Below are 22298 nucleotides of genomic sequence, written 5' to 3'. Positions count from 1 at the left end.
TGCCGCCACCAATGCTGACTGTAGATTGGACGCGTCGCGGCTTTCTTATTATCCCTATTCAAAGAGTTTAGTCACACCAAGCCTATGAAGCACATTCGTAATTTTTCGATTATCGCCCACATCGACCACGGTAAGTCGACCCTTTCTGACCGCTTAATCCAAGTTTGTGGAGGATTAAGTGAACGTGAGATGGCAGCTCAAGTCCTCGATTCTATGGATATAGAACGCGAGCGTGGTATTACAATTAAAGCGCAGAGTGTGACTTTAGATTACAAAGCTAAAGATGGTGAAACTTACCAACTTAACTTTATCGACACTCCTGGACACGTAGACTTCTCTTACGAAGTATCTCGTTCTCTAGCGGCTTGTGAAGGCGCACTACTTGTAGTGGATGCTGGCCAAGGTGTTGAAGCACAAACTCTAGCAAACTGTTACACAGCAATCGAAATGGAACTGGAAGTAGTGCCAATCTTGAACAAGATTGACCTACCAGCTGCTGAACCAGAACGTGTTGCTGAAGAAATCGAAGAGATCGTTGGCATCGATGCGATGGAAGCGACTCGCTGTTCTGCGAAAACAGGTTTGGGTGTTGATGATGTTCTAGAAAACATCGTGACGGCAATCCCGCCACCGGAAGGTGATCCTGAAGCGCCTCTACAAGCGTTGATCATTGACTCTTGGTTCGATAACTACCTTGGCGTAGTTTCTTTGGTTCGTATCAAAAACGGTAAGCTGAAGAAGAACGATAAGATCAAAGTAATGTCGACAGACCAAGTATGGGGTGTTGACCGTCTAGGTATCTTCACGCCTAAGCAAATCGATACTACAGAGCTAAATACTGGCGAAGTAGGTTGGGTTGTTTGTGGTATTAAAGACATCCTAGGTGCACCAGTTGGTGATACGTTGACGCTTGCAAAAGGCGGCAGCACTGAACGTCTACCTGGTTTCCAAAAAGTGAAGCCTCAGGTATACGCTGGTCTATTCCCTGTATCATCTGATGACTACGAAAACTTCCGTGACGCGTTAGGCAAATTAAGCCTGAACGATGCATCACTGTTCTTTGAACCAGAAAGTTCAGCAGCACTTGGTTTTGGTTTCCGTTGTGGCTTCTTAGGAATGCTTCACATGGAGATCATCCAAGAGCGTCTAGAGCGTGAATACGACCTAGACCTAATCACAACTGCTCCAACAGTAGTGTATGAAGTTGTAAAAACAGATAAAACGGTTCTGTACGTTGATAGCCCGGCTAAACTGCCAGCAGTTAATGACCTAGAAGAAATTCGCGAACCAATTGCACGCTGTAATATTCTGGTACCTTCTGATTACCTAGGTAACGTAATTACACTGTGTGTTGAGAAGCGTGGCGTACAAGTCGACATGGTTTACCACGGTAACCAAGTTGCTGTGACGTATGATCTTCCTATGGCAGAAGTCGTTCTAGACTTCTTCGACCGTCTGAAGTCAACGTCTCGCGGTTACGCATCATTGGATTACAACTTCCAACGCTACGAGCCATCAAACATGGTACGTGTCGACGTATTGCTGAATGGCGAAACCGTTGATGCATTAGCGATCATTACGCATAAAGATATTGCCCAGTCTCGTGGTCGTCTACTGGTAGAGAAGATGAAAGAATTCATCCCTCGTCAGATGTTCGATATCGCGATTCAAGCAGCGATTGGTAACCACATCATTGCTCGTTCTACAGTGAAACAACTGCGTAAGAACGTAATCGCAAAATGTTATGGTGGTGATATCAGTCGTAAGAAGAAACTTCTTAAGAAACAAAAAGAAGGTAAGAAGCGTATGAAGCAGATCGGTAACGTTGAACTGCCTCAAGAAGCTTTCCTTGCAATCCTTCATGTTGGAAAAGACTAACTTTATCCAGCATTAAACGAATAATTTAAAGTGAAAGAGTAGCTCGCTACTCTTTCACTTTCGTTATTTTTAAAGAAATGAAATTTAAGGGATATCAATGGCTAATACATTTTCGCTTATTTTAGTGATCGTAACTCTAGTGACCGGCATTGTATGGGCGTTGGAAAAGTTTGTGTGGGCGAAGAAACGCCAGCAAAAACTTGCTGACGTTGAAGCACAATCGAATGGCCTAGACGCTGAAACCAGCGCAAAAGTTACGGCTCAGCCTTGGTGGGTTGAGAACAGTGTGTCCATTTTCCCGGTAATTGCATTTGTTTTGGTTCTGCGTTCATTTATTTATGAACCGTTTCAAATCCCTTCTGGCTCGATGATGCCAACGCTTTTGGTTGGTGACTTCATCTTGGTAGAGAAGTACGCGTACGGTCTAAAAGACCCAGTATGGCGCACTCAACTGGTAGAAACGGGCAAGCCAGAGCGTGGTGATTCAATCGTATTTAAGTACCCACCTCAGCCTAACATCGACTACATCAAGCGTGTTGTTGGTATGCCAGGTGACACCATTCGCTACAGCAGTCGTAAAGAGATCTGCATTCAGGCGAAGGGTACAAGTAGCTGTGAACCAGTGAAACTAAGTAATGTTGAAGAGAGCCAATTTATTCAAGATGGTGTGCCTCTGATTCAGCTGAACGAACAGCTTGGAGACGTAGAACACCAGATTTTAGTTAACCCATTGCGCCGCGATCGTGTGCAAGCATATCAGCCTCGCAATGGTGTTAACGAATGGGTCGTTCCAGAAGGCCAGTACTTTGTGATGGGTGATAACCGTGACAACAGTGCCGATAGCCGTTACTGGGGCTTTGTCCCTGAAGCAAACCTTGTTGGTAAGGCCGTTGCTATTTGGATCAGCTTCGAATTCGAACGCGGTTCAGACAGTGTACTTCCAACATGGATTCCTACTGGTGTGCGTTTTAATCGCATCGGTGGGATTCATTAATCGATCACATAACACATCGAGAGAGCATGAATTCTCCAATTGATAAACTAGAGAGAAAGATTGGCTATCAGTTTAATGATGCCGATCTTATCCACTTGGCGCTGACTCACCGCAGCGCCGCAGGTAAACATAACGAACGTCTTGAGTTTCTGGGCGATTCAATTTTAAGTTTTGTTATCGCTGATGATCTTTACCACCGTTTTCCTAAGGTAAACGAAGGTGATATGAGCCGCATGCGCGCAACATTAGTACGTGGTCATACATTGGCAGAACTAGGTCGTGAATTCGAACTAGGAGATTACTTAAAATTAGGTCCAGGTGAGTTGAAGAGTGGCGGTTTCCGTCGTGATTCTATTCTAGCGGATGCGGTTGAAGCGGTCATCGGCGCTGTCTATTTAGATAGTGATACCGAGACGGTTCGCGGCATTATTTTAAGCTGGTACCAATCTCGCCTAGATGCTATTCAGCCTGGAGTATCTCAAAAAGATCCGAAAACTCGCCTACAAGAGTTTTTGCAAGGTCGAAGAAATCCTCTACCTGTCTACACAGTGACTAATATTAAAGGTGAAGCACACAACCAAGAGTTTACGGTTGAGTGTGAAGTGGCAGGTGTGGATAAACCTGTTATCGGTAAAGGCACTAGCCGCCGCAAGGCAGAACAAGCGGCTGCTGAAACAGCATTAGAGCAACTAAGCAATGTCTGATAACAACCAAGATTTCGATATCGATGCATTCTTTTCATCTGATAGCAAAAAAACAGGCCTACCGGAAAACCAACACTGTGGCTTCATCGCTATTGTCGGTCGCCCAAATGTAGGTAAGTCGACGCTTCTGAACCATATTCTGGGTCAGAAGATTTCTATTACATCACGTAAACCACAGACGACACGTCACCGTATTATGGGCGTTGAAACTGAGGGTGATTACCAAGCGATCTTTGTTGATACTCCTGGACTTCATATTGAAGAAAAGCGTGCCATCAACCGCTTGATGAACCGTGCGGCGAACAGCTCATTGAGTGATGTAAACCTAGTATTCTTCCTTGTCGATGGTACTCACTGGACTGACGACGATGAGATGGTTCTGAACAAACTGAAGAAGACTGACTTCCCAGTTGTACTTTGCATCAACAAAGTAGATAACGTTCAAGACCGTACTAACGTCATGCAGCACATGATGGAAGTCTCTAAGAAGATGGACTTCATTGATGTAGTGCCAATCTCAGCGAAGCAAGGTAAAAATATTGATGTACTGCGTAAGCACGTACGTGAACATTTACCTAAAGCGACACACCACTTCCCTGAAGAATACGTGACTGATCGCTCGCAACGTTTTATGGCCTCTGAAATTATCCGTGAAAAGCTGATGCGCTTTACGGGTGACGAGCTACCTTACTCGGTAACGGTTGAAATCGAACGTTTCGATTACAACCCAGATAACGATGGCTTCCACATCAATGCACTGATTCTTGTTGAGCGTACAGGCCAGAAGAAAATGGTGATTGGTAAAGCGGGCGAGAAGATCAAAACGATTGGTCGTGAAGCGCGTATCGATATGGAAGAGCTATTCGGCCGTAAGGTTTACCTAGAGACTTGGGTCAAGGTTAAATCTGGCTGGGCTGATGATGAGCGTGCACTTCGCTCGTTAGGCTACATCGACGATCTATAATATATTGAACGTCACTTTCTGAGATTAAGAAAGTTGAACTGAAGATAAATCCAAGAGAGAGTGCGAACTCTCTCTTTTTGTATCTGTAATAAGGGTAAGTGATTGAGCGAAGGGTTACAGCGATGCTTTGTGTTGCACCGTCGACCATACAGTGAGTCGAGCCTGATCTTGGACGTCTTCAGCGAAGAGTTCGGTCGGGTGACGTTGATGTCTAAAGGCGCTCGCAGCAAGCGTTCCAATTTGAAAGGTGCATTACAACCTTTTACGCCGCTATTGCTTAAGTGGTCTGGTAATGGTTCGATGAAAACCTTACGCCAAGCTGAACCCATCAGCTTGGGGCTCCCTCTCGCCGGTATTAATCTGTATTCAGGCATGTACGTGAACGAGCTTATCGGTCGGGTATTGATGGCGGAAGTACCGATGCCTGCACTTTTTCACGACTATCTTCATGCTTTAACAGAGCTGGCGCATAATGATAATCCTGAGCCAGCACTGCGTCGCTTTGAGCTGGCTCTATTATCTGCTATGGGTTACGGCGTCGACTTTTTACACTGCGCGGGCACTGGCGAAGCGATTGATCCGAGCATGACTTATCGCTATCGAGAGCAGAAAGGTTTCATCGCTTCAGTACGTCGAGATAACCTGACTTTTATGGGCGATGAACTTATTGCAATCAGCGAACGTAGGTTTATCACTAAAGAGCAGTTAAAAGCGGCAAAACGCTTTACACGCATAGCCTTAAAGCCGTATCTTGGCGGCAAACCATTAAAAAGTAGAGAGCTATTTATGCCAACAATAGCCCTCTCCAGAGCACGGAGTATTGGAAAATGAGCTCAATCCTTTTAGGCGTTAATATCGACCATATTGCAACACTACGTAATGCACGTGGTACTAAATACCCAGATCCAGTACACGCAGCTGAAATCGCTGAACGTGCTGGTGCAGATGGCATTACTATTCACCTGCGTGAAGACCGTCGTCACATCGTTGATCGCGATGTGCGTATTCTGGCTGAAACACTTCAAACTCGCATGAACTTGGAGATGGCCGTAACGGACGAGATGGTTCAAATTGCACTCGATACTAATCCTGAGTTTGTTTGTCTGGTTCCTGAAAAACGTGAAGAGCTAACCACTGAAGGTGGCTTGGACGTAGTTGGTCAACTAGAGAAGATCAAAGCGGCGACACAAAAACTGTCTGCAGCAGGTATCAAGGTATCTCTGTTTATCGATGCTGACCGTGAGCAAATCGATGCTGCAAAAGCGTGTGGCGCACCGTTCATTGAACTGCACACGGGTCACTATGCTGATGCTAAGACAGAAGAAGATCAACAAGACGAGCTTAAGAAGATCGCAGCAGGCGCAAGCTATGCAGATGACTTAGGTATCACAGTCAATGCGGGTCATGGTCTGACTTACCACAACGTAGCACCGATTGCGGCACTTCCAGAGATCTACGAGCTGAACATCGGTCACTCGATCATGGGACGTGCAGTGTTTGATGGCTTAAACAAAGCCGTTGCAGACATGAAAGCAATCATGGAAACAGCACGTAACAACGCTTAGTTCGGCAAGTCGTCGGCACTAAGCGATGTACAGTTAATCATTAGACAGAAGTTAAGTAGTAGAGGAAACATGGCAGTTGTTGGATTAGGTACAGATATCGCAGAAATCGAACGTGTCGAGAAGGCGCTGTCGCGAAGTGGCGACGCTTTTGCTCAGCGTATTTTGACGGATTCTGAGTTTGAAGTATTCCAACAGTTGAAGCAAAAAGGCCGTTACCTTGCAAAACGTTTTGCTGCTAAAGAAGCTGCATCTAAGGCGTTAGGTACGGGGATTGCGCTGGGTGTTACCTTCCACGACTTTGAGATTTCAAACGATGAGCATGGTAAGCCAGTATTGAGCTTACACAAGAAAGCGCGTGAAATCGCAGAGGCGAATGGCACAACATCGATTCATCTGACTATCTCGGATGAGCGTCACTACGCTGTGGCAACGGTGTTACTCGAATCGTAAACAGATTATCGCGACTTTATATCTAGTGCTCTTGGCTCTAGACAGAAAAAAGCAGAGCTCATGAGCTCTGCTTTTTTATTGGCGGGTAAACCCTCTAAAGAATACTAGTGAGTAACAAGTACCCGCTAGGCCTTCGCCTGTTTCAAGTAGTGAATCGCGGTTGCTTGAACCTTATCTAATTCATCCTGAAGCTCGAAAAGCTCAGGTTCAATGTCTTCAACAGAAGTACCTGAACGCAGCTCTTTCTCTATTGTCGCACATACCGATTTTAGCCTTGGTACGCCGCTGTACGAGCTGCTGCCATGCATCTTGTGAATGATGTGTATCAGCTCTTCAACTGGATAGTCACTGTCTTCTATCGCTTTGTCTGCTGCCTCATACACCTCTGGAATAAAGTCGACGAGCATTTGCAGCATATCGCGTGCGAGGTCTTCTTTATTGGCGGCTTGTTTCATCGCAGCTTGCCAATCAATGATGATGTTTGTGTGCACGCTGGCTTCAGTTTCTGACACCGGACCGTTGTCGACTTCAGCAGAGACCGCTGGGTGGTCTGGATCTATTTTTTCGATGTGCTCAACCTCAGAGGTCGAGCTCCAATGAATCAGAACCTGCTGTAAAACATGCTCTTCAATAGGTTTGGTTAGGTAGTCATCCATGCCTGCTTCAAGCAGTCGATCTCGTTCGCCAATCATTGCATGTGCGGTCACGGCAATTACAGGTGTATTCGCATTGTTCGCCAGTTTTTTGATGTTCTGACAAGCGGTTACACCGTCCATCTGTGGCATTTGAATATCCATGAAGATGATATCAAATGGCGTCTCTGTCGCTTTGTCTATCGCCTGCTGACCACTGGTACAACTGATGACGGTTTCTACACGCTCTTTAAGCAGCGCGGTAATCAACTTAAGGTTGGCTGGGTTGTCGTCTACTGCCATCACAGTAAGCGGTAACTTCTCTTCAGAATGCGTTTCAATCGCTGGTGCAATCAAGGTAGGTGCCTGATTCGATACCAGAGTTTGCAGCAACTTCTTACGAGAAAGAGGCTTGGTGATGCACTGAACATCGACCTCTTTCATTAGTTGCTCACCCAACGCTAGCTCGGTACTTGGTGTACCAATAATCACGTTTTGAGCAATCTTCTTCGCACCGATCGCCCAACCACTCACAGTATCAAATTGATACTCTTGGTTGGCGGCTAGGTTAAGCAGAACGTAGTCATACGAGGTCGTCTCATCTGGCATCACCGAACGATACGTTACCACTAAGCCTTCTTGGGTTAGGATTTGCTGAGTAATCGATGCCGCTTGCATGTTTGGCTCGATAAGCAGCAGTTGTTTGTCTTGCAGACACTGCGTCTCAATCAGCTCTGTCATCGGCATATCAGTCGTTGATAGTCTCAAGGTGAACCAGAAGGTAGAGCCTTGGTGAAGACGACTGGTTAGGCTGATCTCTCCGCCCATTTGGCTGACCAGTTTTTGGGTGATAACCAGACCTAAGCCTGTACCGCCGTAACGACGAGAGATACTTGCATCGGCTTGGCTGAAAGCTTGGAAAAGCTGAGCTTGTTGACGCTCAGAAATACCAATACCCGTATCGCGAACCATGAATTGCAGCTCGATGTTGTCTTCACTTTGTGAGCGAAGCTCAACGCTGATATCAATGTTGCCGCGTTCGGTAAACTTGATTGAGTTACCAACAAGGTTGGTTAGGATCTGCTGAATACGCAGTGGATCGCCCACCACACCTGGCGGTACTTTAGGGTCGATCTTCAGTGTCAGTTCTAGGCCTTTCTCATGAGCGTTGGTTGCTTGAAGGTTTACTACCTCTTCAAGGCTGGCTTGGAATTCAAATGGGATGTTCTCTAGGGCTAATTTACCGGCTTCAAGTTTCGAGAAGTCCAAGATATCGTTGATGATGCTAAGCAGGTTGTTTGCCGAGCGTTCAATGGTTTGTAGGTAATCGGTTTGACTGTTCGATAGGTGAGTCTTGAGCATTTGACGAGTAAAGCCAATCACACCGTTCAGCGGCGTTCTCAATTCGTGAGACATATTCGCTAAGAACTCAGACTTAACACGAGCCGCTTCTTGAGCGCGTTTCTTCGCGATGTCTAACTCAACGTTTTGAATCTCAAGCTGTTCAAGAGTTTCACGCAAATCTGATGTGGCCTGGTCGATACTGTGCTGCATCTCGACGTGATACTCTGATAGCGATACCGCCATCGCATTGATACCGTTTTTCAGCGAGTCTAGCTCACCATGCATCTTACCTTCGATACGCACATCTAGGTGACCTCGACGAATTCGGTCGACCATGTTTTTCATGTGTGTGATCGGTTGAGTGACATCGTGCATTAAGCGGAACGCAAACACACCCGATAAACCAAGCCCGAGAATCAACACTAAGAATGCAGAGAACACTTCTTGATATTGCTGCAATCGAAGTGATGAAAGATCTAATTCAATCGCAATGTAGCCGATCGCTTGATTAGCTTGAGACTGACCGTTGGCTGAATTGATGTACTGGCCTTCGGCGATGATAGGTGTCCGCAGGATCAGCGTATTATCGAGAAGGTTCGATGAGCTTAAATGCGGGATCGGTTTATCTTTGGGGTAGGTCAGGCTTTCAAAATCGGGGTGGAAGTTTGAGGTTACAAACAACTCATGACGCTCATCAAACACCGCGATACTGCGCACTAGCTTAGAATTCTTTCGATGCGCATAGCTAATAAGCTGACGAACAGACTCTCGACTTTCGAGCTTCATGCCTGATTCACTCGCAATCGCAAGTGGCTCAATGATGCTAGTACCAGTGTTAACCACTTGACCTTCAAGGTCTTGATAGCGGTTAAATGAGAAAAATGCACTCAATAGCAACCCAATAATCAGGGTTGGAGCTAGAGTTAAGGTAATTACACGGGCTCTTAAGCCATATCTGGTCATGTTCTTTAATTACATCGAGGTCTGGATATGGGAAAATAACGCACACAATGGCGGTTAAGTGAACGGTAAGCTTAATCAAAGCCGTGACGTTCGACAATGATTCCAAGACATAATAGTGAGTCCTGGATACCAATTACTTATTAAAAGATACATTAGGCACAAGCAATGGCACGTTTTTTCCAACCAAAAAAGAAAACTCAACTCGAGACCAAGCATCAATCGGTTTTGGTTGAACGAATGGATCACAATGGCGCTGGCATCGCTTATCAAAAGAATAAACCGGTTTTCATTGATGGCGCATTGCCCGGTGAGCAGGTGGTTATTCAACTTACTGAGAGCAAAAGTAAGTTTTCGCGAGCTAAGCTCATCAAGTTATTGAAGCCGAGCGAGCAGCGTTTAAAGCCGTTTTGTAAGCACTTTAATCAGTGTGGTGGTTGTCACCTTCAACACCTCGGTTACTCTTCTCAGGTTGAGCATAAATCGCAATCTCTGACGCACCTTATGAGCCAATACCAAACAGCTAACACTGAAGTTGCACAACCTATTGTCGGTGATGAAACCGGTTATCGACGTCGTGCACGTATCAGCCTATTTGTTGATAAGAAGACACAGCAGCTTCAGTTTGGTTTCCGTAAGAAGCAGAGTAAGCAGATTGAAAACATCACCGACTGTGCCGTGCTTGATCCTCGCCTCAATGTATTGCTGCCAAAACTGAAAAATTTACTGAACACTTTCAACAGCCTTACGTCTTTAGGACACGTTGAATTGGTGTTGGGCGATACTGGCCCTGTTATGGTGCTACGTCACCTTAAGCCTTTGGTTGAAAAAGATGAGCAAGCGCTGATTGCGTTAGCAAAAGAAGAAGGCGCTACGCTGTATTCGATGCCTGAAACCGATAAGTTGGTTCGCTTAGTCGGCGATACACCTTCTTACAGCGAAACTGGCGTGACGTTACCGTTTGAGCCAAACCACTTTATCCAAGTAAACCAGAAAGTGAATCAGCAGATGGTGGCTCAAGCGATTGAGTGGCTAGAGCCTCAAGCGGATGAGCGAGTACTAGACCTGTTTTGTGGTTTAGGTAACTTCAGTTTACCTATCGCGCAACAATCGGCGTTTGTGGTTGGTGTAGAAGGCGTTGATGAAATGGTTCAGCAAGCCAAATCTAATGCAGCGTTAAACCAGTTAAGCAATACGGAATTTTACCAAGCTAACCTTGAAGAAGACTTATCTTCACAGCCTTGGGCAAAAGAGAAGTTCGATAAAGTATTGCTTGACCCGGCACGTGCGGGAGCTAGTGGGATCGTTGATCAAATTTCAGCGTTAGGAGCGAAGCGTGTGGTTTATGTTTCGTGTAATCCTGCTACTCTAGCTAGAGATTCTGAGAGCTTAGAAAAACAAGGTTATCAATTAGCCAAACTGGGTATGTTGGACATGTTCCCACACACCAGTCATCTAGAATCGATGGCTCTCTTTATCAAGGCTTAGAGGCCCTTAAACAAGGCTTCAAATGAATCACAAAGGCGCAGGGAAGCCTGCGCTGATATCAATATGGTCGAACTAACTTGGAACCAGTTAGTCATATTGAATTGGGTATAAAACATAATAACTAGGAAGGCATGATGGTTGCGGTACGAAGCGCACATTTAAACCCAAGCGAACAGTTTGAGCTAGAAAGTTGGATTGCGTCATTGAATCAAGACGCAAAAACCTCGAATAAACTGATTAAAGTTTATCGTCACTGTGAAGAACTTTTAAAAGATCACGAGCAAGCATCGCTCTTGCTTTGGCGTGGCCGTGAGATGATCGAAATCTTGGTCACCTTGTCCATGGACCGTGCCACTTTAATTGCTGCACAACTTTTCCCTGTCGTCTCAAGCGGCGTTTTTGAGCGCGAAGCGTTTGAAGAAAGCTACGGTAAAGAAACCGTAAAGTTGATCGATGGCGTTGAAGAAATGGCGGCCTTAGGCCAGTTAAACGTGACCCTTGAAGGCAGTGCTGCCTCGGGTCAAGTTGATAACGTTCGACGCATGCTACTGGCTATGGTCGATGATTTCCGCTGCGTAGTCATCAAACTCGCTGAACGAATCTGTAACCTTATCGAGGTAAAAAAAGCGCCTGATGCTGTGCGTCGCGCGGCCGCAAAAGAGTGTTCTAACATCTATGCCCCACTGGCAAACCGTTTAGGTATCGGCCAACTTAAGTGGGAAATCGAAGATTACGCATTCCGCTACCAACAACCAGATACCTACAAGCAGATTGCAAAACAGCTGTCTGAGCGTCGTATCGTTCGTGAACAATACATCACAGATTTCGTTGATGATTTAACCGCAGAAATGCAGCGTTCAAACATCAATGCTGAAGTGAGTGGCCGACCAAAACACATCTACAGTATCTGGCGCAAAATGCAGAAGAAAGGCTTAGCCTTCGATGAGCTTTTTGACGTACGAGCAGTACGTATTATCGCTGACCAGCTGCAAGACTGTTACGCCGGCCTTGGGGTGGTACACACTAAATACAAGCACCTCCCGAGCGAATTTGATGACTATGTGGCGAACCCTAAGCCAAATGGTTACCAGTCGATTCATACCGTAGTACTTGGCCCTGAAGGCAAGACCATTGAGATTCAGATCCGTACTAAGCAAATGCACGAAGACTCTGAGCTTGGTGTGGCGGCGCACTGGAAGTACAAAGAAGGAGCTTCAAGCGTCCGTAGTGGCTACGATGAGAAAATCACTTGGTTGCGTAAACTTATCGACTGGCAAGAAGAGATGTCGGACTCTGGCGAGATGCTGGATGAGGTACGTAGCCAAGTCTTCGATGACCGTGTATACGCATTTACTCCACGTGGTGACGTGGTCGACTTACCAATGGGCGCAACCCCGTTGGATTTCGCCTACCACATCCACTCGATGGTCGGACACCGCTGTATCGGTGCCAAAGTAGCGGGGCGTATCGTACCGTTCACTCATAAACTATCGATGGGCGATCAAGTTGAGATCATCACGCAGAAAGAGCCGAACCCATCTCGTGACTGGTTAAATCCAACCACAGGTTTTGTTCATTCTGGTCGAGCTCGAGCGAAAATCAACGCTTGGTTCCGCGCACAAAGCCGTGAGAAAAACCTAGAAGCGGGTCGTGATATCCTGGAAGTTGAGCTAGCGAAAGTAGGCGCAACCCTAAAAGATGCTGATCAATACGCACTAAAACGCTTTAACGTGAATACGCCAGACGAACTCTATGCAGGTATTGGTAGTGGCGACTTGCGTATTAACCAAGTGGTTAATCACATCAATGCGCTAGTGAATAAGCCAACGGCGGAAGAAGAAGACAAGAAAGCGCTAGAGAAACTGCTTGAGTCGGAAAACAAGCCGGCACAACAGAGTCGTCCGAAGAAAGATGCGGTAGTGGTTGAGGGCGTTGATAACCTAATGACGCACCTAGCGCGTTGCTGTCAGCCAATCCCAGGTGATGTGATTAAAGGTTACATCACTCAAGGTCGTGGTATCTCAGTGCACCGCGCTGACTGTGAACAGCTAGGCGAGCTAAGCGTGCATGCGCCAGAACGTATCATTGATACCGTTTGGGGTAATGGCTTTGTCGGCTCATACATCCTAACGCTGCGTGTTGAAGCGCTAGAACGTAATGGCTTGTTGAAAGACATCACCTCACTGTTCTCGAACGAGAAGATCAGTGTGACGACAATGAAGAGCCGCATCGACTACAAGCGTCAGCTATCGGTAATGGATTTCGATTTGGAAGTGACCAATATTGAGATTCTGAGCCGAGTGACAAGTCGAGTCGAGCAGATCAAAGATGTAATGAGCGTTAAGAGACTTGGATGATCCTTTTGTGTCATTTATGTCATTCCCTACAGTGAGGGACGAACGTGATAGGGAATCTCGCCAAGCGGTTTGAGATCCCCAACTCGCTCATACTTCACTCTTGGAGATGACGAAAAATAGAAAGGTGAGTGGTTTTGGCTGCTCACCTTTTTTAGTTTTAAGAAAAGAATTAGATTAAAACAATCAAACAGAATAATAGGAAAGCACCATGAGCCACCCGATTGAACAACTAGAACAAATTATGACTAAGCTGCGCGATCCAGAAGGTGGCTGTCCTTGGGATTTAAAACAAAATTTTGAAACAATTGTCCCGCATACTATCGAAGAGACGTACGAAGTGGTGGATGCGATTCACAACAAAGATTGGCCGAACCTACAAGAAGAGTTGGGTGACTTGTTGTTTCAGGTGATCTTCTATAGCCAGTTAGCGAAAGAACAGGGGTTGTTTGAGTTCTCTGATGTGGTTGATGGCATTAACGAAAAGCTAACACGCCGCCATCCGCATGTGTTTTCTGATACCGAGTTTGCGAGCGATGAAGAAATTAATGCCAACTGGGAAGCTGAAAAAGCCAAAGAAAAAGCTCAGGCAGGCAAAACTCAAGAAAGTATTCTAGACTCAATACCAAGCTCTCTACCTGCGCTTTCACGTGCTACAAAGATTCAAAAGCAGGTCGCGAAATATGGCTTTGATTGGGACTCTATTGGCCCAGTGGCTAATAAGGTTTTAGAGGAAGTCGATGAGGTGCTGGAAGAGGCACTTCAAGTGACGCCAAATGAAGATTTGGTTGAAGAAGAGCTGGGGGATTTACTGTTTGCGACGGTCAATTTGGTACGACATTTAGGTAAAAACCCAGAATCGGCACTCAATAAAGCCAATCTCAAGTTTTCGCGTCGCTTTAAAGGGGTGGAACAAAAAGTTCGTCAGCAAGATAAAAATTTGACTGACTTTTCACTACAACAGCTTGATTCCATGTGGGATGAAGTCAAAGTGGCGGAGAAAAGATAACCAAAGCTTTTATCATGAATTGATTTGAAGCAAAAAATAAAAAATAGCAGTGTGATAGATTTCACGTTGTGGCGATAAGGGGCTTCTGGTATATTTTCATCCCGTCCAGAAGTAGTCCATTTCCCTCATTCAACCAATTTCAGGTTAAACATGACGACAAATTACATTTTTGTTACTGGCGGGGTTGTATCCTCTCTAGGTAAAGGTATTGCTGCAGCATCTCTTGCAGCTATTTTAGAAGCTCGTGGTCTTAAAGTGACCATGATGAAGCTTGACCCTTACATCAACGTTGATCCAGGCACTATGAGCCCGACTCAGCACGGTGAAGTGTTCGTTACGGAAGATGGCGCTGAAACAGACCTTGACCTTGGTCACTATGAGCGATTCATTCGCACCAAGATGACTAAGCGTAACAACTTCACTGCAGGTCGTGTTTACTCAGACGTACTCGCTAAAGAGCGTCGCGGTGATTACCTAGGTGCAACTATTCAGGTTATCCCACACATCACTAACTCTATCAAAGAGCGTGTAATTTCTGGCGCAGCTGGCCACGATATTGCGATCGTTGAAGTTGGTGGTACGGTTGGTGATATCGAATCTCTACCATTCATGGAAGCGATTCGTCAGCTAGCAGTAGAACTAGGCCGTGAACGCGCAATGTTCATGCACCTTACTCTAGTGCCATACCTAGCAGCTGCGGGCGAAGTGAAAACTAAGCCAACGCAACACTCTGTAAAAGAGCTACTGTCTATTGGTATTCAGCCAGACATCCTAGTTTGTCGTTCAGACCGCAACATTCCTTCGAACGAGCGTAAGAAAATTGCTCTGTTCTGTAATGTGCAAGAAAATGCAGTTATTTCTATGCGCGATGTTGACTCTATCTACAAGATCCCTCAGCTTATTAAAGCTCAAGGTACTGATGAACTTGTATGTAAGCGTTTCGGCATCACAGCTCCAGAAGCAGACCTGTCTGAATGGGAACAAGTAATTTACGAAGAAGCTAACCCAACGGGTGAAGTGACGATTGGTATGGTTGGTAAGTACATTGAACTACCAGACGCATACAAATCAGTAAATGAAGCGCTAAAACACGCGGGCTTGAAAAATCGCCTAAGCGTTAATATTAAATATGTAGATTCACAAGACGTTGAGTCTCGTGGCGTAGAAGTTTTAGAAGGCCTAGATGCAATCCTAGTTCCTGGTGGCTTTGGTGACCGTGGTGTTGAAGGTAAGATTCTTGCTGCTCAATACGCTCGTGAAAACAAAGTACCGTACTTAGGTATCTGTCTAGGTATGCAAGTCGCACTTATCGAGTACGCTCGTAACGTTGCGAAAATGGAAGGGGCACACTCTTCTGAATTCTGTACTGAAACTAAGTACCCAGTTGTTGGTCTTATCACTGAGTGGACTGATGGCGAAGGTAAAGTTGAAGAGCGTACAGAAACATCTGACCTTGGCGGCACAATGCGTCTTGGTTCACAGCTTTGTCACCTAGCGAAAGGGACGAAAGCTTACGAATTATACGGTAGCGCGACGATCCATGAACGTCACCGTCACCGTTACGAAGTGAACAACAATCTTCGTCCACAAATCGAAAAAGCGGGCCTAAAAGTATCGGGTCTATCTGCGGACAAGAAACTGGTTGAAGTTATTGAGAACCCGAACCACCCATGGTTCGTTGCTGCTCAATTCCACCCAGAGTTCACTTCAACACCTCGCGATGGTCACCCATTGTTTGCAGGTTTCGTTAAAGCGGCTGGTGAGTTCCAGCGCGGCGAGTTAGAGAAGTAAAAAGGAATACAGGTAGCTGCGTAAGTTGTGCTGCTACCTTTAAATTTGACATTTATATATTCAACGAGAAGGAAACATTCAATGTCTAAGATCGTTAAAGTTCTAGGTCGTGAAATCATCGATTCACGTGGTAACCCAACTGTAGAAGCTGAAGTACACCTAGAAGGCGGTTTCGTAGGTATGGCTGCTGCTCCATCTGGCGCATCTACTGGTTCTCGCGAAGCTCTTGAGCTACGTGACGGCGACAAATCACGTTTCCTAGGTAAAGGTGTTCTTAAAGCTATTGAAGCTGTAAACGGCCCAATCGCTGAAGCTCTAGTTGGTACTGACGCTAAAGCACAAGCTGACGTTGACCAAATCATGCTTGACCTAGACGGTACTGATAACAAGTCTAAGTTCGGCGCGAATGCTATCCTAGCTGTATCTCTAGCTAACGCAAAAGCTGCTGCTGCTGCGAAAGGCATGCCTCTATACGAGCACATCGCTGAGCTAAACGGTACTGCTGGTCAGTTCTCTATGCCTCTACCAATGATGAACATCATCAACGGTGGTGAGCACGCAGATAACAACGTTGACATCCAAGAGTTCATGATCCAACCAGTTGGCGCTAAAACTCTTAAAGAAGGTCTACGTATCGGCGCTGAAGTATTCCACAACCTAGCTAAAGTTCTTAAGTCTAAAGGCTACAGCACTGCAGTTGGTGATGAAGGTGGTTTCGCTCCTAACCTTAAGTCTAACGCTGAAGCTCTAGAAGTTATCGCAGAAGCTGTTGCAGCTGCTGGTTACGAACTAGGTAAAGACGTTACTCTTGCTATGGACTGTGCAGCATCTGAGTTCTTCGACAAAGAAGCTGGCATCTACAACATGAAGGGCGAAGGTAAAACTTTCACTTCTGAAGAGTTCAACCACTACCTAGCTGAGCTAGCGAACAACTTCCCAATCGTTTCTATCGAAGACGGTCTTGACGAGTCAGATTGGGATGGCTTCAAGCACCAAACTGAACTTCTAGGCGACAAGCTTCAAATCGTTGGTGACGATCTGTTCGTTACAAACACTAAGATTCTTGCTGAAGGTATCGAGAAAGGCGTAGCTAACTCTATCCTTATCAAGTTCAACCAAATCGGTTCTCTAACAGAGACTCTAGCTGCTATCAAGATGGCTAAAGACGCTGGCTACACTGCAGTAATCTCTCACCGTTCTGGCGAAACTGAAGATGCAACTATCGCTGATCTAGCGGTAGGTACAGCTGCAGGTCAAATCAAAACTGGTTCTATGAGCCGTTCTGACCGTGTTGCTAAGTACAACCAACTTATCCGTATCGAAGAAGCTCTAGGTTCTAAAGCTCCTTACAACGGTCTTAAAGAAGTTAAAGGTCAATAATTCGTCCTATTTGGCACTGTAGCTGCGTTAACTGCAGAAGATTCACTAAGTCACATAGGAAACTATGCTCCATAGCTGAATCTTCTTTGTTGCCTTGCTACAGCACCAACTAGTTAGAATTATGCACTAATACTTTTGAATGCCTCGCTTATGCGGGGCATTTTTTTGTCTGTAGAAAACTGAATGAAAGAAGCTCTAGGCTCTAAAGCTCCTCCTTGTCACATATAAAGTTCGTCATTCCCTAGACTGACGAAGGAAGGAGTAGGGAATCTCATTGTTTTCCTGACAATGACTCCCCGACTTATTGATTCCCTGACACCACATATCTCGCACCAATAAGCTCATTATGGTATATATGTGCCTTATTCTAGTTCCTTCTTTTTCAACCGGCGAAAGGTGTTATGCGAATTTTTGCTTTAGTACTGCTCATAGTGTTTGGCTGGCTACAACACACACTGTGGCTCGGTAAAAATGGTATCTCTGATTACTACGGTGTGAACAACGAAATCCAAGTTCAACAGCAAGTAAATGAAAAGCTGCATATTCGAAATGCAGAAATGTTTGCTGAAATTGACGATCTACGCCAAGGCTTAGACGCGATAGAAGAACGCGCACGTCATGAACTTGGAATGGTCAAAGAAGGTGAAACGTTTTATCGCATCATTGGTGAGGAATCCCATTAATGTCGACTCAACTTCAAAGCGTGATTGCCGTTGTACCTGCGGCGGGCGTCGGTAGCCGAATGAAGGCAGACCGCCCTAAGCAATATCTCAAGATTCACGACAAAACAATTTTAGAGCACACCATTGAGAAATTACTGTCTCACCCACAAGTCGCTCAAATTGTCGTTGCGATCAGCGATGATGACCCATACTACCCTGATCTAGCACTCAACCTGAACCCGCAAGTGATCAGAGTGTCAGGCGGAAGCGAGCGAGCGGACTCTGTACTCTCTGCGCTAAACTATATCGCTGAGCAGCAGCTTAGTGATTGGGTAATGGTTCACGATGCGGCAAGGCCGTGTGTTCAGCTAAGTGATATCGACAAGCTAATTTCCGGCGCGATGAGCCATGATGTGGGCGCTATTTTAGCGGCTCCAGTTCGTGACACGATGAAGCGCGGTGCCCAAGGGCAGATCGAGCATACCGTTGAGCGTGCCGATTTATGGCATGCACTTACGCCGCAAATGTTCAGAGCAAAGCCTCTGTGGAAGGCATTAAGTGAGGCGTTGCAACAAGGCGCTTCAATTACTGATGAAGCCTCAGCCTTTGAATGGAAAGGTTTATCGCCCGCTTTAGTGGCGGGGCGTTCAGATAATTTTAAGATTACTCAGCCTGAAGATTTAGCGCTTGCTGAGTTCTATTTAAGTCAGAATAAGGAATAATGATGATTCGTATTGGCCATGGCTTTGATGTACATAAGTTTGGTGGTGAAGGCCCGGTAATTATTGGTGGTGTAAGCATCCCTTACGAGCAAGGTCTTATTGCACACTCTGACGGTGATGTTGCCCTTCATGCGTTGTGTGACGCTCTATTGGGTGCGATTGCTGCGGGTGATATTGGTCGTCATTTCCCTGATACCGATGACGAATGGAAAGGTGCGGATAGCCGTGAGCTACTGAAAGATGTTTACCGTCGAGTAAAAGAACAAGGTTACGTGATTGGTAATGCCGATATTACTATCATGGCGCAAGCTCCAAAGATGGCGCCTCATATAGACTCTATGTGCCAAGCTATTGCTCAAGACCTAGAAACCAGCATTAGCAATGTGAATGTAAAAGCGACAACCACTGAGCGTTTAGGTTTTACAGGTCGCAAAGAGGGCATCGCATGTGAAGCGGTGGTCCTAATTACTAAAAGTGCGTAAGCACCAACACGAAAAGAACAGCATGTCAGATATTTTATCTTCATTGGCTTATCTAAACGGTAAACCAACTGCGAAAGCAAAACTAAAAGCAAAAGCCGAACACTTTGTCGTTAATGAAGACTTGGGTTTTGAGTTTGCTGGTGAAGGCGAGCACCTAATGGTTCGTATTCGTAAAACTGGTGAAAACACGAGCTTCGTAGCAAACGAGCTGGCTAAAGCTTGCGGTGTTAAGTCGAAAGACGTGAGCTGGGCGGGTTTGAAAGACCGCCACGCTGTGACAGAGCAGTGGTTGAGCGTTCACCTACCGAAAGGTGAGCCTGACTTTTCAGGGTTCTTAGCACAATACCCAAGCATTGAAATCTTAGCGACAGCGCGACACAACAAAAAGTTACGTCCAGGCGATTTAGTTGGCAACCAATTTGAGTTGACCTTGTCTGAAGTAACGGATTGCGATGATGTGGTCAAGCGTTTGGAAAAAGTCGCTCAAGTGGGCGTGCCAAACTACTTTGGTGCTCAGCGTTTTGGCAATGAAGGTAACAACCTATCTGAAGCTCGTCGTTGGGGCCGCGATAACGTTCGTACTCGTAACCAGAATAAGCGCAGCTTGTACCTTTCTGCTGCTCGTTCGTGGATTTACAACCTGATCCTTTCAGACCGTATTGAGCAAGATGCGTTTGCATCAGCATTGGTTGGCGATATCGTGGTGAAAGACGGTGCTCAACTGGCAGTAACAGCAGACAACATTGAAGCTGTAAACCAAGACATTGCGAACGGTTCTGCTTTGATAACTGTTGCTTTGGCTGGCGATAATGCCTTACCAACGATTGATGAGTCTCAAGCGTTAGAGCAAAAACATCTTGATTCTGAACCTGACCTAATGGCGCTGATTCGCGGTAACCGCATGCGCCATGACCGTCGTGAAGCATCGTTAAAACCAACCGATTTAACTTGGGAAGTGAACGAAGATAATGTCACTCTTAAGTTCTCTCTAGACGCAGGTTGTTTCGCAACCGCTATCGTTCGAGAGTTGGTTGAAGAAGTACACGTAGAGAGAACCTACGAGCAATAACGATTCTGCTTGGAGCTGAGTCACTTGATATTGGAATTTAAGTGACTTGGCTTAGCATGGGAACAAAAGAAAGGATACAAGATGAAGATTTTACTCAGCAATGATGATGGTGTGCACGCTCAAGGTATTCATGAGCTAGCAAATGAATTACGTGATCTTGCTGAAGTTATCATTGTGGCACCTGACCGAAATCGCTCAGGTGCTTCAAATTCATTAACTTTAGAACAACCTTTGCGCGTTCAAGAAATTGCAGAAAATACCTACACGGTACAAGGCACGCCGACCGACTGTGTGCATTTTGCGTTAAATGAACTGCTCAAGAACGATATGCCCGATCTGGTTTTAACGGGTATTAATCACGGTGCTAACCTTGGTGACGATGTGCTTTATTCAGGCACAGTCGCAGCCGCAATGGAAGGGCATTTCTTAGGCGTTCAATCGGTGGCATTTTCATTGGTGGGTAAAAAACATTTTAAGACAGCGGCAGCGATTGCTCGTCGTATCGTCGAACAACATTTAGTCAACCCAATCCCAACTAATCGCCTGTTAAACGTCAATGTGCCTGATTTGGCTTTAGAACAACTCTCTGGTACTCAAGTTACGCGCCTCGGTGCTCGTCACCATGCCGAAGATATGATTAAGCAAAAAGACCCTCGTGGTCATGATATCTATTGGCTTGGTCCTCCGGGAAAAGAACAAGATGCTGGTGAAGGTACGGACTTTTATGCGATAGAGCATGGCTTTGTATCGGTAACACCGCTACAGGTTGATTTAACGGCGCATGAGTCGTTGGGTGCGATGGCGACATGGTTAGGAGAGAAGTAAGTGAGTAATCCACAAGCAGAGCGCTTAGTTACTTTTCTGATTGAAAATGGCATTCAAGATCAGAAAGTGCTTGATGCGATTTACCAATTACCAAGAGAGAGTTTTTTGTCGCAGGCGATGTATCATCAAGCTTATGATAATAATGCGCTGCCTATTGGACAAGGGCAGACGATCTCTCAGCCGTACATCGTTGCTAAAATGACAGAGTTACTTGAACTACAACAAGATAGCCGTGTTTTGGAAATTGGCACGGGTTCTGGTTATCAAACCGCTGTACTAGCTCAACTTGTTGACCATGTGTATTCGGTTGAACGAATAAAGTCTCTACAATGGGATGCTAAACGCAGGTTGAAGCAACTCGATTTCTACAATATTTCAACCAAACATGGTGATGGCTGGCAAGGATGGTCTTCCAAGGCGCCTTTTGATGCGATTATTGTCACCGCAGCTGCAGAGTCGATTCCTCAGGCTCTTTTACAGCAGTTGAAAGATGGCGGCCGTTTATTAATCCCTGTTGGTGATGACGAACAACAATTGTTGAAGATTGTTCGCCATGGTGACGAGTTTTTATCGAGCGTGATCGAGATGGTGAGATTTGTACCTCTTGTTCCCGGTGAACTAGCTTAATAACAAGACTAATGGTGTAGGTGGGTAGAGAGTCGATGCGTTCGAAGTTGTTAAAAGTAAGTGCTTTACTACTTAGCTGTGCCCTTGTTGGGTGTGCAGCGAATTCGCCTGCGCCAGTTTCAAGCTTAAATAAAAAATACTCTTCGATTGATCGTGGCAGCTATCGCGGTAGTTACTACGAAGTGAAAAAAGGCGATACGCTTTATTTTATTGCTTATGTGACGAACAAAGACGTTAACGATTTAGTTAGTTATAACAAGCTCTCTGCTCCTTATACAATCCACCCAGGGCAGAAGCTTAAGTTGTGGCGCCCGAGCTACAGCGCACCAGCGTATGGTAAATCAACAGTGGCGGTTGCAGCAGTTGCTGCGCCTGTCGCGGCATCCACTACGTCATCG

20 protein-coding genes are annotated in these 22298 nt (G+C 45.7%); 19 read left to right on the top strand and 1 reads right to left on the bottom strand.

Translation table 11 applies throughout. The features are described 5' to 3' along the window. Positions 1 to 84 precede the first annotated feature (84 nt). The 7 genes from lepA (at position 85) to acpS (ending at position 6555) form a co-directional block, all read left to right on the top strand. Positions 85 to 1878 carry a translation elongation factor 4 gene (gene lepA / locus A6D97_RS07285; RefSeq protein WP_017059045.1) on the top strand — a complete coding sequence of 598 codons (1794 nt, stop codon included), beginning with the start codon at positions 85 to 87 and terminating at the stop codon, positions 1876 to 1878. A 97-nt stretch (positions 1879 to 1975) separates the two neighbouring features. Next, positions 1976 to 2872: a signal peptidase I gene (gene lepB, locus A6D97_RS07280; protein WP_017068697.1), complete on the top strand. Its 897-nt coding sequence runs from the start codon at positions 1976 to 1978 to the stop codon at positions 2870 to 2872. Between the two features lie 26 nt (positions 2873 to 2898). After that, positions 2899 to 3576 carry a ribonuclease III gene (gene rnc, locus A6D97_RS07275; protein WP_017066012.1) on the top strand — a complete coding sequence of 226 codons (678 nt, stop codon included), beginning with the start codon at positions 2899 to 2901 and terminating at the stop codon, positions 3574 to 3576. Further along, positions 3569 to 4540, top strand: a complete 972-nt coding sequence (era, locus tag A6D97_RS07270; RefSeq protein ID WP_017059042.1) for a GTPase Era — start codon at positions 3569 to 3571, stop codon at positions 4538 to 4540. The genes rnc and era overlap by 8 nt, the downstream gene beginning before the upstream one ends. A gap of 102 nt (positions 4541 to 4642) precedes the next feature. After that, positions 4643 to 5371, top strand: a complete 729-nt coding sequence (gene recO, locus A6D97_RS07265) for a DNA repair protein RecO (RefSeq protein ID WP_019826299.1) — start codon at positions 4643 to 4645, stop codon at positions 5369 to 5371. Then, on the top strand, positions 5368 to 6105 hold the full coding sequence (gene pdxJ / locus A6D97_RS07260) for a pyridoxine 5'-phosphate synthase (RefSeq protein ID WP_017059040.1): 738 nt from the start codon (positions 5368 to 5370) through the stop codon (positions 6103 to 6105). The genes recO and pdxJ overlap by 4 nt, the downstream gene beginning before the upstream one ends. A gap of 69 nt (positions 6106 to 6174) precedes the next feature. Beyond that, positions 6175 to 6555 carry a holo-ACP synthase gene (gene acpS, locus A6D97_RS07255; RefSeq protein WP_017059039.1) on the top strand — a complete coding sequence of 127 codons (381 nt, stop codon included), beginning with the start codon at positions 6175 to 6177 and terminating at the stop codon, positions 6553 to 6555. 125 nt (positions 6556 to 6680) lie between these two features. Here acpS and barA read toward each other — a convergent pair whose 3' ends face one another. Then, positions 6681 to 9494: a two-component sensor histidine kinase BarA gene (gene barA / locus A6D97_RS07250; RefSeq protein WP_017067822.1), complete on the bottom strand. Its 2814-nt coding sequence runs from the start codon at positions 9492 to 9494 to the stop codon at positions 6681 to 6683. A 165-nt stretch (positions 9495 to 9659) separates the two neighbouring features. Here barA and rlmD point away from each other — a divergent pair, with 165 nt between their 5' ends. The 12 genes from rlmD to A6D97_RS07190 all read left to right on the top strand — a co-directional run. Further along, positions 9660 to 10979, top strand: coding sequence for a 23S rRNA (uracil(1939)-C(5))-methyltransferase RlmD (gene rlmD / locus A6D97_RS07245; RefSeq protein ID WP_065584109.1), 1320 nt, complete (start codon positions 9660 to 9662; stop codon positions 10977 to 10979). Positions 10980 to 11113: 134 nt separating this feature from the next. Continuing rightward, positions 11114 to 13336, top strand: coding sequence for a GTP diphosphokinase (gene relA / locus A6D97_RS07240; RefSeq protein WP_065584108.1), 2223 nt, complete (start codon positions 11114 to 11116; stop codon positions 13334 to 13336). Positions 13337 to 13544: 208 nt separating this feature from the next. Beyond that, positions 13545 to 14342, top strand: coding sequence for a nucleoside triphosphate pyrophosphohydrolase (mazG, locus tag A6D97_RS07235; RefSeq protein ID WP_065584107.1), 798 nt, complete (start codon positions 13545 to 13547; stop codon positions 14340 to 14342). A gap of 150 nt (positions 14343 to 14492) precedes the next feature. Beyond that, on the top strand, positions 14493 to 16133 hold the full coding sequence (locus tag A6D97_RS07230) for a CTP synthase (RefSeq protein WP_017063214.1): 1641 nt from the start codon (positions 14493 to 14495) through the stop codon (positions 16131 to 16133). An 81-nt stretch (positions 16134 to 16214) separates the two neighbouring features. Beyond that, positions 16215 to 17513, top strand: a complete 1299-nt coding sequence (gene eno, locus A6D97_RS07225) for a phosphopyruvate hydratase (RefSeq protein WP_017059033.1) — start codon at positions 16215 to 16217, stop codon at positions 17511 to 17513. A 401-nt stretch (positions 17514 to 17914) separates the two neighbouring features. After that, positions 17915 to 18196 carry a cell division protein FtsB gene (gene ftsB / locus A6D97_RS07220; RefSeq protein WP_010435786.1) on the top strand — a complete coding sequence of 94 codons (282 nt, stop codon included), beginning with the start codon at positions 17915 to 17917 and terminating at the stop codon, positions 18194 to 18196. Next, positions 18196 to 18897 (top strand): 2-C-methyl-D-erythritol 4-phosphate cytidylyltransferase, encoded by a 702-nt coding sequence (gene ispD, locus A6D97_RS07215; RefSeq protein ID WP_017059032.1) that lies wholly within the window; start codon positions 18196 to 18198, stop codon positions 18895 to 18897. Before ftsB ends, ispD begins: the two co-directional genes overlap by 1 nt. A gap of 2 nt (positions 18898 to 18899) precedes the next feature. Beyond that, complete coding sequence (gene ispF, locus A6D97_RS07210; protein WP_004739053.1) at positions 18900 to 19379, top strand: 2-C-methyl-D-erythritol 2,4-cyclodiphosphate synthase; 480 nt, start codon at positions 18900 to 18902, stop codon at positions 19377 to 19379. 22 nt (positions 19380 to 19401) lie between these two features. Then, on the top strand, positions 19402 to 20448 hold the full coding sequence (gene truD, locus A6D97_RS07205) for a tRNA pseudouridine(13) synthase TruD (protein WP_065584106.1): 1047 nt from the start codon (positions 19402 to 19404) through the stop codon (positions 20446 to 20448). Between the two features lie 81 nt (positions 20449 to 20529). Continuing rightward, positions 20530 to 21273, top strand: a complete 744-nt coding sequence (gene surE, locus A6D97_RS07200) for a 5'/3'-nucleotidase SurE (RefSeq protein ID WP_065584105.1) — start codon at positions 20530 to 20532, stop codon at positions 21271 to 21273. After that, positions 21274 to 21900 carry a protein-L-isoaspartate(D-aspartate) O-methyltransferase gene (locus A6D97_RS07195; RefSeq protein WP_065584104.1) on the top strand — a complete coding sequence of 209 codons (627 nt, stop codon included), beginning with the start codon at positions 21274 to 21276 and terminating at the stop codon, positions 21898 to 21900. Positions 21901 to 21935: 35 nt separating this feature from the next. Continuing rightward, positions 21936 to 22298, top strand: a 363-nt coding sequence (locus A6D97_RS07190; RefSeq protein WP_139074306.1) for a LysM peptidoglycan-binding domain-containing protein, incomplete at its 3' end; no start/stop codon positions are given.

Source organism: Vibrio sp. ZF57 (assembly GCF_001691235.1).
Taxonomy (GTDB): Bacteria; Pseudomonadota; Gammaproteobacteria; order Enterobacterales; family Vibrionaceae; genus Vibrio; species Vibrio crassostreae_C.
This window is presented reverse-complemented; position numbering and strand designations above follow the sequence as displayed.